Origin of the sequence: Streptomyces sp. NBC_00271 (genome assembly GCF_036178845.1) — a bacterium.
Taxonomy (GTDB): Bacteria; Actinomycetota; Actinomycetes; order Streptomycetales; family Streptomycetaceae; genus Streptomyces.
The window spans coordinates 3816125-3828444 of record NZ_CP108070.1; the positions used below are offsets into that span (position 1 = coordinate 3816125).

At 68.8% G+C, this 12320-nt stretch carries 12 protein-coding genes and 1 riboswitch; of the genes, 3 read left to right on the plus strand and 9 right to left on the minus strand.

Annotation, left to right across the window (positions count from 1 at the left end; translation table 11 throughout):
• Positions 1 to 128: 128 nt before the first annotated feature.
• Together OG798_RS17775 and OG798_RS17780 are read right to left on the minus strand one after the other, a co-directional pair.
• Positions 129 to 1478, minus strand: coding sequence for an NYN domain-containing protein (locus OG798_RS17775; protein WP_095855116.1), 1350 nt, complete (start codon positions 1476 to 1478; stop codon positions 129 to 131).
• A 34-nt stretch (positions 1479 to 1512) separates the two neighbouring features.
• Positions 1513 to 1752, minus strand: a complete 240-nt coding sequence (locus tag OG798_RS17780; protein WP_054231545.1) for a hypothetical protein — start codon at positions 1750 to 1752, stop codon at positions 1513 to 1515.
• 152 nt (positions 1753 to 1904) lie between these two features.
• On the opposite strand from OG798_RS17780, the gene OG798_RS17785 reads away from it, so the two are divergent.
• Together OG798_RS17785 and OG798_RS17790 are read left to right on the plus strand one after the other, a co-directional pair.
• Positions 1905 to 2636 carry a rhomboid family intramembrane serine protease gene (locus tag OG798_RS17785; RefSeq protein ID WP_120987272.1) on the plus strand — a complete coding sequence of 244 codons (732 nt, stop codon included), beginning with the start codon at positions 1905 to 1907 and terminating at the stop codon, positions 2634 to 2636.
• Entirely contained in the window at positions 2633 to 2914 is a 282-nt protein-coding gene (locus tag OG798_RS17790; protein WP_054231546.1) for an Lrp/AsnC family transcriptional regulator, read from the plus strand. Before OG798_RS17785 ends, OG798_RS17790 begins: the two co-directional genes overlap by 4 nt.
• A gap of 76 nt (positions 2915 to 2990) precedes the next feature.
• Here the strand turns inward: OG798_RS17790 and OG798_RS17795 are convergent, their stop codons facing one another.
• The 6 genes from OG798_RS17795 to ctaE form a co-directional block, all read right to left on the minus strand.
• Positions 2991 to 4352, minus strand: a complete 1362-nt coding sequence (locus OG798_RS17795; RefSeq protein ID WP_328757298.1) for an aminotransferase class V-fold PLP-dependent enzyme — start codon at positions 4350 to 4352, stop codon at positions 2991 to 2993.
• A 193-nt stretch (positions 4353 to 4545) separates the two neighbouring features.
• Positions 4546 to 4662: riboswitch (SAM riboswitch) on the minus strand.
• Positions 4663 to 4846: 184 nt separating this feature from the next.
• Positions 4847 to 5911 carry an anthranilate phosphoribosyltransferase gene (gene trpD / locus OG798_RS17800; RefSeq protein WP_095855114.1) on the minus strand — a complete coding sequence of 355 codons (1065 nt, stop codon included), beginning with the start codon at positions 5909 to 5911 and terminating at the stop codon, positions 4847 to 4849.
• A gap of 155 nt (positions 5912 to 6066) precedes the next feature.
• Entirely contained in the window at positions 6067 to 7707 is a 1641-nt protein-coding gene (qcrB, locus tag OG798_RS17805) for a cytochrome bc1 complex cytochrome b subunit (RefSeq protein ID WP_095855113.1), read from the minus strand.
• Positions 7704 to 8768, minus strand: a complete 1065-nt coding sequence (qcrA, locus tag OG798_RS17810) for a cytochrome bc1 complex Rieske iron-sulfur subunit (protein WP_095855112.1) — start codon at positions 8766 to 8768, stop codon at positions 7704 to 7706. The genes qcrB and qcrA overlap by 4 nt, the downstream gene beginning before the upstream one ends.
• Positions 8765 to 9574, minus strand: a complete 810-nt coding sequence (qcrC, locus tag OG798_RS17815; RefSeq protein ID WP_095855111.1) for a cytochrome bc1 complex diheme cytochrome c subunit — start codon at positions 9572 to 9574, stop codon at positions 8765 to 8767. Before qcrC ends, qcrA begins: the two co-directional genes overlap by 4 nt.
• Before the next feature lie 91 nt (positions 9575 to 9665).
• On the minus strand, positions 9666 to 10286 hold the full coding sequence (gene ctaE, locus OG798_RS17820) for an aa3-type cytochrome oxidase subunit III (RefSeq protein WP_095855110.1): 621 nt from the start codon (positions 10284 to 10286) through the stop codon (positions 9666 to 9668).
• A gap of 193 nt (positions 10287 to 10479) precedes the next feature.
• Between ctaE and OG798_RS17825 the strand changes: the two genes are divergently transcribed.
• The gene (locus OG798_RS17825) at positions 10480 to 10881 is read left to right on the plus strand and encodes a response regulator transcription factor (protein WP_095855109.1); all 402 of its coding nucleotides are present in this window, start codon (positions 10480 to 10482) and stop codon (positions 10879 to 10881) included.
• Between the two features lie 62 nt (positions 10882 to 10943).
• On the opposite strand, the gene OG798_RS17830 is transcribed toward OG798_RS17825, so the two are convergent.
• Entirely contained in the window at positions 10944 to 12206 is a 1263-nt protein-coding gene (locus tag OG798_RS17830) for a L,D-transpeptidase (RefSeq protein ID WP_095855108.1), read from the minus strand.
• Positions 12207 to 12320 lie beyond the last annotated feature (114 nt).

Sequence of the window (12320 nt, forward strand, 5' to 3'; positions counted from 1 at the left end):
ACATGCAGTGATGTGGAGCTGACGCTACGTTGCGTGAAGGTTTCGCCAATTCGGGCACAACGCCCGGATGTTACGGATGGGGCGTACGGGCTCTTTGGGGTGTACGGCACAGATCGCCGACGACTGTTTCAGCCGCGCGAAAAGCGCTTGAGAAGCACCACGGAGGCCACCGGGCGAGCGCCGGCCTTGGCGATCCCGTCGGCCACCTCACGGTCGGTGGAGACCACGATGACGGGCCGCCCGGGCGGCTCGGCGCGCACCAGCTGGCGGATCAACTCGTCCGCCGTGACCCCCGCTTTGGAGAACAGCACCCGCACCCCGCGCGGCGGCGCGAGCAGCACGGGCGCCGCCAGCTCGGCCCCGTCGAAGACGCACGTCACCTCGGCCCCGGTCTGCGCGGCGAGCTGCGAGAGCTGCCCCAGCAGCCTGAGCCGCTGCTTCTCCAGCGGCATCTGCGGATAGCCGGTCTTGGTGACGTTGTAGCCGTCGACGACCAGATGCGCCTGCGGCAGCGCGAGCAGCTGGTCGAGGATCGCGGGATCATTTTCGGACAGCGCACGGGCCGCGATGTCCTTGGGCGTCATGCGCCCCGGTTCGACCGCGTCCACGGTCTCCGCCGGCCGTACGGACACGGGCGGCAGCGCGAGCTCCCGGCGCAGCCCCTGGGCCGCCTCCAGCACGGTGTCGAGCAACAGCCGTACGCGCATGTCCTCGACGCTGCGACCCTCGCGCGCCGCCTTGCGGGTGGCCTCCAGGGCCGCCTCGGCCTCCGAGAGCCGCGCCTTGAGCCGCCGGGTCTCGCTCTCGGCGGCGGACACCTGGGCCTGCCCGTCCGCCCGTGTGGTGTCCATCTCGCCCTGCAGCTTGCGCAGCGCGGCCTCGCCCCGCTTGACGTCGCTGAGGGCGCCGCGCAACTTGCGGTGAAGCGATTCCGCTTCCCTCTTCGCGGACTCCAACTCCGTGCGCAACCGCTCGGTTTCGGCCTTGGTCTGACCACGCGCCTGAGCGAGCTCCTCGCGCAGCCGCTCCAGCTCCGCCCGGCTCTCCTCGTCCGCGCGCTCGGCGTCCGCCCGCAGGGCCTCCTCACCCGCGGCGGTCACCAGCTTCACCCAGCCCGTGGGGCGCAGCACATAGGCCGCGGCCGCCACGTCCAGCGGATCCGCGGCCGGCGGCGGCGCGCCCGAGTCGAGGGCACCGACGAGCTCCGGCTGCGCCTCTCTGAGCTTTTCGGCGATACGCTGCCGGAACAGCGGGTCGGTCTCCAGCGCGGCGGCCATGGCGTTGCCGGCGAACTTCGCGCGCCGATTGGGGGCGAACCGCGCATACTGCCGCAATTGGGCGGGTAGTTCGGCGACGGTCAACCCGCCGAAGCCGTCCGACACGATCTGTACGACCCGTCGACGCACCCCGTCGGGCAGCGGACGGTCGAGCACCTCAGCGGCGCCGTCGTCCGGCTCCCCGCCTGTGGTCTCCACCATCCGTCACCCCAATGTCTGTGCGGGGCCCGCTCCCTCAGGAGCCGGCGCCCGGCCTGTCCACCAGTTCCACCTGGTCCACCGCGTTGCACCACCGGCAGCGCACCGACTCGATGGTCTCACTGACCACCTTGCGCTCCTCGACGTTCGGCTCACCGGCCAGGTCGAGGTGCACATACTCGACGACCTTGGACGAGCGGGTCACGTCGAATCGCGTGAGGTTGCCGCAGAGTGTGCAGCGCCAGCGAGTCTCGGCGGTCGGGAGGGGAACCGTCATGTGGCAGTCGCTTTCCTTCTAGTGTCCGTCCGACACCGGTCTCCGGCGCGTGTGGCTCGTTACCCTACGGCCTGGCGGGTACTCGACGCTCGGCCGTCCATGGCGGCGAGGCACTCTGTGCGCATCGGTCCGGTTACGTCATGCTCTGTACCATGATCAGCACCTGGGGTACGGCGGTCGGCAGGACGATGCGCGGTCAGTCCGCGCCGGTGACGTACGGGCTGATCTTCCTGTGCTGCCTGATCTTCCTGATCGGTCCCGCCTCGGGACTCAATCCGTCGTTCGGGACCGGGGACGCGCTGGTGGTCGCCCAGCGGGCCTACTTCCGGCGCTGGGGCGTGATCCCCGCCGAGCTCTTCGACGGGACCCCGGGCGCCTGGCTCACCCCGGCCACGGCCCTGTTCATCCACGGCAGCTGGCTCCACCTCCTGGGCAACATGCTCTTCTTCTACGTCTTCGGAGCGATGACCGAGGAACGCATGGGCCACGTCCAGTTCGCCGTCTTCTACGTGGTCTGCGGGTACCTCGCTCTGCTGGGTTACGCGATCGCCAACTCCGGCTCCGAGCAGACCCTGGTCGGCGCCTCGGGGGCGATCTCCGCGGTCCTCGGAGCGTTCCTGTACCTGTTCCCCAGGGCCCGGGTGACCAGTCTCTTCCCGTTCCTCTTCTTCCTGCCGCTGCGCTTCCCCGCCTGGGTCGTGCTGCCCTTCTGGGTGACCCTGCAATGGCTGGCGGCGGGCCGCAGCCCCTCGGGCCCCGGGGTCGCCTATCTGGCCCACCTGGTGGGCTTCTCGCTGGGGTTCGTCTACGCGTGGGTGCGGTTCGGGCGGCCGACTAGAGTGAAAACCCCAGCAGCAGCCCCCGAGGGAGAAAACCAGCCGTGATCACCGCGATCGTGCTCATCAAGACCAGCGTGGACCGGATCCCCGAGATCGCCGAGTCGATCGCCGCGCTGGACAGTGTCAGCGAGGTCTTCTCCGTCACCGGTACGTACGACCTGATCGCCATGGTCCGGGTGAAGGCCCACGACGACCTGGCGGACGTCATCCCCGGCAAGATCAGCAAGATCCCCGGCGTCGAGGGGACGGACACCCACGTCGCGTTCCGCACGTACTCCCAGCACGACCTGGAGGCGGCGTTCGCCATCGGCCTCGACAGCTAGGCACGGCCGCGCGGTCCTTTTGGGGAGATGTGGGGGGGCGGGGCCCCCACGCACCCCCACGCACCCCCAGCCAATCTCAGACCGCCGGAACGCAGCGGCCGTCCTCCGTGCGGTAGTTCCACTTCGCCCCGTCCCGCACCAGTTCCTTCACCGCGCGCACGAACCGCTCCACGTGCTCGTCGGGCGTACCGGCCCCGAAGCTGACGCGGATCGCGTTGAGGGACTTCTCCCCGGGCGCGGCCTCGGGCGCCCCGCACTCCCCCTGCGTCTGCGGATCGCTGCCGAGCAGCGTCCGCAGCAGCGGGTGCGCGCAGAAGAGACCGTCCCGCACCCCGATCCCGTACTCGGCGGACAGCGCGGCCGCGAAGTGCGAGCTGTTCCAGCCCTCGACGACGAACGAGATGACGCCGACGCGCGGGGCGTCGTCGCCGAAGAGCGACAGGACGCGGACCTCGGGCACCTCGGCCAGACCGGCGCGGACGGCCCCGATCAGCTGCTCCTCGCGGGCGACGAGCGTGTCGAAACCGGCCTCGGTCAGCGCCTTGCAGGCGGAGGCGATGGAGTAGGCGCCGATCACGTTCGGCGAACCGGCCTCGTGCCGGGCCGCGCTCTCGTGCCACTCCACGTCCACACCGCCGTCCACCCGCCGCGTGACCTTGCGGCTGGCGCCGCCGCCCGCGAGATACGGCTCGGCCTCGCGCAGCCAGTCGGCGCGGCCCGCGAGCACGCCGGAGCCGAACGGCGCGTACAGCTTGTGCCCGGAGAAGGCGACCCAGTCGACGTCGAGGTCCCGCACCGACACCGGGTGGTGCGGGGCGAGCTGGGCGGCGTCCAGGACGATCCGGGCACCGTGCGCGTGCGCGGCGGCGGCCAGCTCGCGCACCGGCCACAGCTCGCCGGTGACGTTCGAGGCGCCGGTGACGCAGACCAGGGCCGGGCCGTGGGGGTCGCGGGCGGCGAGGGCCCGCTCCAGGGCCGTGACGGCCTCCTGCGGGGTGCGGGGCGCGTCGAGGTAGGTGACCCGGGCGTCCTTCCACGGCAGCAGCGAGGCGTGGTGTTCCGTCTCGAAGACGAACACCTGGCAGTCGGCCGGAAGCGTGGCGGCGAGCAGGTTGAGGGAGTCGGTGGTGGAGCGGGTGAAGACGACCTGGTCGTCGCCCCGGCAGTCGAGGAACTCCGCGACGGTCCTGCGGGCGTTCTCGAAGAGGTCGGTGGAAAGCTGGGAGAGGTACCCGGCGCCGCGGTGCACGCTGCCGTAGTACGGGGCGTACGCGGCGACGTCGTCCCACACCCGCTGGAGGGCGGGGGCGCTGGCGGCGTAGTCGAGCGCGGCGTAGGTGACCTCACCGCCGGTCACGAGCGGGACGGTGACATCTCGGCCCAGAACGGGCAGAGGGGCGCAAAGGGTCTGGTTGGCGGCAGCGGTGGAGACAGACATGGCGAGCTCCTGTGAGAGGCAGGCGGAATCGCTGCGCGGGCCGGGTGCACGGGGGTACCGCTGTGCACCCGCGCGGCTCGGCGCAGGGAGGAAAGGCAAAAGGGGTGTGCGGAGGCGGGGCTCTACGCCCTATCGCATTCGCTTGCTCACAGAAGGCTCCCTCGAACGACCAGGACCCCTGGGATTCTCGAGGGGTCCGCGCTTGCCGTAGACCTCGCTGCCTACGGCCTGGTCTTCACCCGGGGCACCCCGCCACGGACGGAGGGTTGCCGGACAGCCGGCCGGGGCCTGATGGCTGTCGCTCATGACCTGATACGGCATCCTGCCACAAGATCTTCCCCCCGCAACCCGACGTCCGTATGCCGGGACGCCGAGTCCCTACCTGGGGTCTCCGCCCCCAGACCCGCAAAAGATCGCGCAATTCTCCGCGCCCCTTTTGGGGGCGCGGAGAACTGCGCGGGCAACCCCCGCCAGCCCGCGGCCGAACAACCGGACTACGACTGGCTCGCAGCCACCCAGCGTTCCAGCGTCCGCTTCGCCGCCCCCGAGTCGATCGCCTCCGCCGCCTTCGCCATCCCGGCGCGGAGCTGGTCCGCGAGCGGCGCGTCGGTCGGGGACAGGGCGACGAGGGCCGCCGCGGAATTCAGCAGCACAGCGTCCCGTACGGGCCCCGTCTCGCCGTTGAGCAGGCGACGGGCGACGTCCGCGTTGTAGGACGCGTCGGCGCCGCGCAGGGCCTCCACGGGGACGAGTTCGAGGCCGACGTCACGCGGGTCGAAGCGCTCCTCGGTGACCTTGCCGTCGCGGACGACCCAGACCCGGGACGTCGCGGTGGTGGTCAGCTCGTCCAGGCCGTCGTCGCCGCGGAAGACGAGCGAGGAGTTGCCGCGCTCGGCGAACACGCCCGCCACGATCGGTGCCATACGCAGGTCCGCGACTCCGACGGCCTGTGCCTTCACCCGCGCCGGGTTCGTCAGCGGACCCAGCACGTTGAACGTGGTCCGGATCCCCAACTGCCCCCGAGCCGCCGCGACATGACGCAGCGCCGGGTGGAACTTCACCGCGAAGCAGAAGGTGATCCCGGCCTCCTCCGCGACCTCGGCCACCCGCTTCGTCGTCAGGTCCAGATTGACGCCGAGCTTCTCCAGGACGTCCGAGGCACCGGACGCGGAGGACGCGGCCCGGTTGCCGTGCTTGACGACCTTGGCGCCGGTCCCGGCCACGACGATCGACGACATCGTGGAGATGTTCACCGTCTTCGCGCCGTCACCGCCCGTACCGACGATGTCGACGGTGTCCCCCGGCACCTCGATCACATTGGCGTGCTCGTACATCGTCCGGACCAGACCGGAGATCTCCTCGACCGTCTCGCCCTTGGCCCGCAGCGCCACCGCGAACCCGGCGATCTGCGCGTCCGTCGCCTCGCCGCTCATGATCCGGTCCATCGCCCAGGCCGTGTCGTCCGCGCTCTGGTCGCGGCCCTCGAGCAGGCCGTTCAGCACCACGGGCCAGGAACGGCCCGCCGCGGTGTTGCCTCCAGCGGGGTTCACAGCGCTCATAAGCCGCTCCTGGGTCCGTCGTCCCGGCAAAGGGACTCCTTGTGTAGATGGGAACACCCTATCCAGGCCCGGAGACGGCAAAGAGCCCCCGTCCAGGCAATGGACGGAGGCTCTCGCCGTGGCGATCAGTGAAGACCGGTCAACCGGTCGGAAGATCAGTGGTGGCCGTGGCCGCTCGTGATCTCCTTGTACTCCTCGACCGTGGGCTTGGGGATCTGGCTGTCCTCCCCGTAGAAGCCCTCGCTGAGCTTGGAGCGCAGCCTCTCCGTGCCCTTCACCTTGCGCTCGACACCGTTCTCGTCGACCGTCGCGCCGATCTGGGCGGGCTGGTACTGCTCGTGCGCGGTGAGCGTGTGCAGGGCGTCCTGGCTGAGCGGCTCGTGCACCTCGATGAACTCACCGTGCGGCAGGCGCTTGATGATGCCCGACTCGCGGCCGTGCAGCACCTTGTCCTTGTCGCGGCGCTGGAGGCCGAGGCAGACCCGCTTGGTGATGACGAACACGATGACCGGCACGACGAAGAAGCCGATGCGCACGAACCAGGTGATCGAGTTGATCGACAGGTGGAAGTGCGTGGCCCAGATGTCGTTGCCACCACCGACGAGCAGGACGAAGTACCAGCTGATCCAGGCGGCACCGAACGCGGTCCGGGTCGGGACGTTGCGCGGGCGGTCCAGGATGTGGTGCTCACGCTTGTCGCCGGTGACCCAGGACTCGATGAACGGGTAGACCGCGATCGCGACCAGGACCAGCGGGAAGATCACCAGCGGGATGAACACGCCCAGCACGAGCGTGTGACCCCAGACGTTGATCTCCCAGCCCGGCATGACACGGATCAGGCCCTCGGAGAAGCCCATGTACCAGTCGGGCTGGGCGCCCGTGGACACCATGTCCGGACGGTAGGGGCCCATGGTCCAGATCGGGTTGATCGAGGCGATCGCCGAGATGGCCGCGATGACACCGAAGACCAGGAAGAAGAAGCCTCCGGCCTTGGCCATGTAGACCGGCAGCAGCGGCATGCCGACGACGTTGTTGTTCGTCTTTCCGGGGCCCGCGAACTGCGTGTGCTTGTGGTAGAAGACCAGGATCAGGTGGCCGACCACCAGGCCGAGCATGATGCCCGGCAGCAGCAGGATGTGGACCGAGTAGAACCGCGCGACGAAGTCGCCGCCCGGGAACTGGCCGCCGAAGAGGAAGAACGCCAGGTACGTGCCGACGATCGGCACGGACAGGACCGCGCCCTCCATGAAGCGGACACCGGTGCCGGAAAGCAGGTCGTCCGGGAGCGAGTAACCGGTGAAGCCGGTGAACATGCCCAGGACGAACAGCAGGAAGCCGAACAGCCAGTTGACCTCACGCGGCTTGCGGAACGCACCCGTGAAGAACACACGCATCATGTGCACGAACATGCCGGCGAGGAAGATCAGCGCCGCCCAGTGGTGGATCTGCCGGACCAGCAGACCACCGCGCACCTCGAAGGAGATGTGCATGGTCGAGTTGAACGCCTCGGACATCAGCTGTCCCTGCAGGGGGACGTAGCTGCCGTGGTACGTGACCTCGTTCATCGACGGGTGGAAGAACAGCGTCAGGTACACACCCGTGAGGATGATGATGATGAAGCTGTAGAGGCAGATCTCACCCAGCATGAACGACCAGTGGTCGGGGAAGATCTTGCGCATGTTGGACTTGGCCAGGGAGTAGATCCCGAGCCGTCCATCGGCCCAGTCGGCGACTTTCTCGCCGGCCGGGGCCTTCTCGCGCGAGGGGCGCGAGTCGGAAGTGGTGGTAGTGCTCATCCGCGCTCCCAGAAGGCAGGACCGACGGGCTCTTCGAAGTCGCCGAGCGCTTCGAGGTAGCCCTGTTCGTTCACACCGATGCGCAGCTGCGGCAGGGCGTGACCGGCCGGGCCGAAGATCACTCGGGCACCGTCGGAGAGGTCGAAGGTGGACTGGTGGCAGGGGCAGAGCACGTGGTGCGTCTGCTGCTCGTACAGGGAGATCGGGCAACCGACGTGGGTGCAGATCTTCGAGTACGCCACGATGCCCTCGTGCGACCAGGCGAGCTCGCGCTTGTCCTTGATGTTCTCCGGCTGGAGCCGGACGATCATCAGGGCCGCCTTGGCGATCTGGAGCTGGAAGTCCTCGTCGTGCTCCTCCAGGCCCTCGGGCTTGGCGAAGGTGAGCGAGCCGACGGCGACGTCGGAGGCACGCAGCGGCTCGTTCGTGTTCATGTTGACGAGCAGCTTGCCCTTGGACCAGAGCGTGTGGCGCAGCTTGGTGCCGGGCAGCGGACCCAGGTCGCGCAGCAGCATGACGCCGGAGAGCGGGAACAGGGCCAGCGCGCCGAACATCGTGTTGCGGATCAGCTTGCGGCGGCCGAGCGCGGACTCCTTGGCGCCCTGCTTGAAGTCGGCCAGGACCTTGGCCTTGACCTCGGGCTCCGCCTCGATCGGGTGACGCTGGTCGGCGATCTCCACGTCGGACATCAGGGTGCGGGCCCAGTGGACCGCGCCCGCGCCGATCGCGAACAGCGCCACACCGAGGGTCATCCCCAGCGCGAAGTTCAGCGCGCCGATGTGCCCGAGCGGGAAGACGAAGATCGACTTGTCCCTCGGGATCGCCACGTACGAGGCGATGAAGCCGACGGTGGCCAGCATCGACAACGTGAACAGCATGGCGACGACACGCTCGGACCGCTTGGCGGCCCGCTCGTCGATGTCCTGGATGCGGGGCTCGTGGGGCGGCAGGCCCGGGTCCGCGAACGGGTTGGTCTCGTCCGCGAGGGCTACCGCGCCGTGACCGTGCTCGTCGACCTGCTCAGCGGGCAGGTTCTCTTCTGGAATGTCTTGGCTACTCATGACTTCTTGGCCTTTGCGGTCCGAGCGGCGACCCAGACGGCGACGGCGACCAGGGCGCCAAGACCGAAGATCCAGCCGAAGAGGCCTTCACTGACCGGCCCGAGGCCGCCCAGGTCCAGACCGCCGGGGCTCTCGGTGTCGTCACCGTTGACCGCGTCGAGGTACGCGATGATGTCCTTCTTGTTCTTCTCCGACAGCGTGGTGTCGGGGAAGGACGGCATGTTCTGCGGGCCGGTCTGCATGGCCTCGTAGATGTGCTTGGGGTCGACACCCTCAAGGCTCGGCGCGAACTTGCCGTGCGTCAGCGCGCCGCCCTTGCCGGTGAAGTTGTGGCACTGCGCGCAGTTCGTACGGAAGAGCTCGCCGCCCTTGGCGATGTCCGCGCCCTCGGGGCTGACCTGGCTCTTCGTAGGCACCGTGGGACCAGCGCCCAGCGAGGCGATGTACGCCGCGAGCTGGTCGATCTCGGCCTGCGAGTAGATGACCTTCTTCTTCGGGATCTGAGCGCCCGGCTGCTGGGCCGGCATACGGCCGGTGCCGACCTGGAAGTCGACCGCCGCGGCGCCCACACCCACCAGGCTCGGCCCGTCGGAGGACCCCTGACCGCCGGTTCCGTGGCAGCTGGCGCAGCCCACGGAGTAGAGCTTCTTGCCCTCGTCGATGGCAAGGGACTGGGCGGTCGTATCGGCCTGCGCCTTGCTCGCGGGTGCGAACGCGGCGTACAGCCCCCCGGTGGCCGCCAGCGCGAGGAGTAGGACGACGACCGCCGCCAGCGGATGGCGTCGTCGTGCGGAGAGCTTTTTCACGGATTACCCCGGTGTCAGGATCTTCTGCGTCGATGCTTCTGGAATGGATCGGTTCGTCGCGCGCGATCGGTTCGCCGCGGACGCCGCCCGGTTACTTGATCATGTAGATCGTGGCGAAGAGGCCGATCCAGACGACATCGACGAAGTGCCAGTAGTAGGACACGACGATGGCTGCGGTTGCCTGCTCGTGAGTGAACCTCTTGGCCGCGTAGGTGCGACCGAGGACAAACAGGAAGGCGATGAGTCCACCCGTCACGTGCATGCCGTGGAAACCGGTGGTCAGGTAGAACACCGAGCCGTACGGGTCGGAGGAGAGCGAGAGCCCGTCCTTCTTGACCAGCTCGGTGTACTCGAAGATCTGACCGCCGATGAAGATCGCACCCATCACGAACGTGACGATGAACCACATCCGGAGCTTCTTCACGTCCCCGCGCTCGGCGGCGAACACGCCGAGCTGGCAGGTCAGGGAGGAGAGCACCAGGATCGTGGTGTTCGTGGCCGAGAACGGGAAGTTGAGATGGCTCGCCATCTCCTTCCAGTGATCCGGCCCGGTCACCGATCGCAGGGTGAAGTACATCGCGAAGAGGGCCGCGAAGAACATCAGCTCGGAACTCAGCCAGATGATGGTTCCGACGCTGGTGAGGTTCGGTCGATTGACCGACGGGTGCGCGTGCCCGGTTTCTACTGTCGTTGCTGTCGCCACGACCGACATTATGTCGGTCGCTTATCCCGCCCTCACGCCCGGGGGTGCCGTTCGGGGTGTTGATGGGGTGTGTCCAGCCCGTATGGCCCATCGAAGCCCTGTCCGAACCGGTGTTGACGGGGTGTTCGAGGGGGTAGCATCCGCGCCATCGGTACCAGGAGTTCCCGAGCAATGCCGTGCTTCTTAGATGCGTGGAGGAACAATGCAGCCGACCGCCACGGTGCTGGTCTACAGCGACGACTCCAACACCCGGGGGCAGGTGCGGCTGGCGACCGGCCGCAGACCGGCCCCCGACGTCCCCCAGGTCGAGTTCGTCGAGTGCGCCACGCCCGCCGCCGTCCTGACGGAGCTGGACAAGGGCGGGATCGACGTCTGTGTGCTGGACGGCGAGGCGGTTCCGATGGGCGGCATGGGCGTCTGCCGGCAGATCAAGGACGAGATCTTCAACTGCCCGCCGGTGCTGGTGCTCATCGGGCGGCCCCAGGACGCCTGGCTGGCCACGTGGAGCCGTGCGGACGCGGCGGTGACCCTTCCGGTGGATCCGGTCGAGTTCGCCTCCGCGTTGGCCTCGCTGCTGCGTCGTAAGGCCTTGCAGGGCGCCTGAGAGCACGGAGCCGCAGAAGAACACGGCCCCGCGCCCCTTTCGGGGCGCGGGGCGGGTCGATCTCAAACGCTCTCGGGCCGCAGCCTCGCCCGGTCCGTCAGCTTCGGGCCCTCCGGGGTGCCCGCTGTCAGGGCGCTGCCGTTGCGCCAGTCCTTCCAGGCGACGTTCCAGTCGCCGAAGCCGTTGTTGAACGGGGTCATCGCGTCGCCGTTGGAGTTCTGGACCTTCACGATGTCGCCCGGTCGGACGTTCTTGAAGAACCACTCGGCGTTGCTGGTGCTCATCCCGGTACAGCCGTGGCTGACGTTGGCGGACCCCTGCTCCCCCACCGACCAGGGCGCGGCGTGCACGTACTCGCCGCTCCAGGTGACCCGGGTCGCCCAGTAGACGGGCAGGTCGTAGGAGTCCGCACTGCCCTCGGCGATGCCGACGGTGGTACCGCGCATGCGTACGTAGGGCTCCTTGCTCAGTACGACCTTGACGCCGTTGCGGGTCTCGTAGCCCGGCTTGCCGGTGGTGACGGGGATCTGGTTGATCACCTGGTCGTTCTTGTAGATCGTCATGGAGTGCGTGGCGGCGTCCGTGACGGCGACGAAGCGGTCCCCGGTGGTGAGCGTCAGGGGCTTCGCGTCGCCGCCCCAGAGCCGGTCGGCGACCTTGATGCCCTTGAGGTTGCTGTGGGCCTGGATGGTGGCGTGGATGGGCCAGTACTCCTTGGGACGGTAGTGCAGCGTCTTGTCGTCCACCCAGTGCCAGGCGCCCTCCGCGGCGGGCACGGAGTCGACCTTCAGGGCGCCCTCGACGATCGCGCGAGCGGCCTTGTCCTTGACCGGGGCACTGAGTTCGGCGGTGATGGGCTGACCGACGCCGTACTCGCCCGAGGCGGGCCCCAGAGTCACGCCCAGGGGCTTGTTCGTGGTGGGCGCGGTGGTCTCGAAGTCGACGATCTGGCGTCCGGGGGCGCCGTCCTCGTCCTCCGTGCTCACGTGCACCGTGTAGTGGGCGCCCGCGGCCAGTGGTGAGGTGCTGTGCCATCGGGAGCCGTCGGCGGCGAGTTCGCCCGCCACATAGCGCCCCGACGCGTCGACGGCCGTCACATCGGTGATGCGCTCGTCGTCGCCCTTGGAGGTGACTTCCAGGGGCTTGTCCGGGTCGACCTTGCGGCTGTCGCCGACCACGTCGGTGAAGGAGAGCTGACCCGCCGCGTCGTACGGCCGGGCGGAGAGCGGGTGGCCGCTTCCGCCGCAGGCAGCGGCGGCCGCGCCGAGGGCGACCACCAGCGTGGTGCGGCTGACGACCGTGCGGATTCGCGGTGCGTGATTCATGGACTCACGCTATGAACACCCGTCAACCATGGCGCGGCGAGTGAGCCGTGCGGGGGATACGACGTGCGGCAAAAGAGGAAGCCCGGACTCTCCGTCAGGAGAATCCGGGCTTCC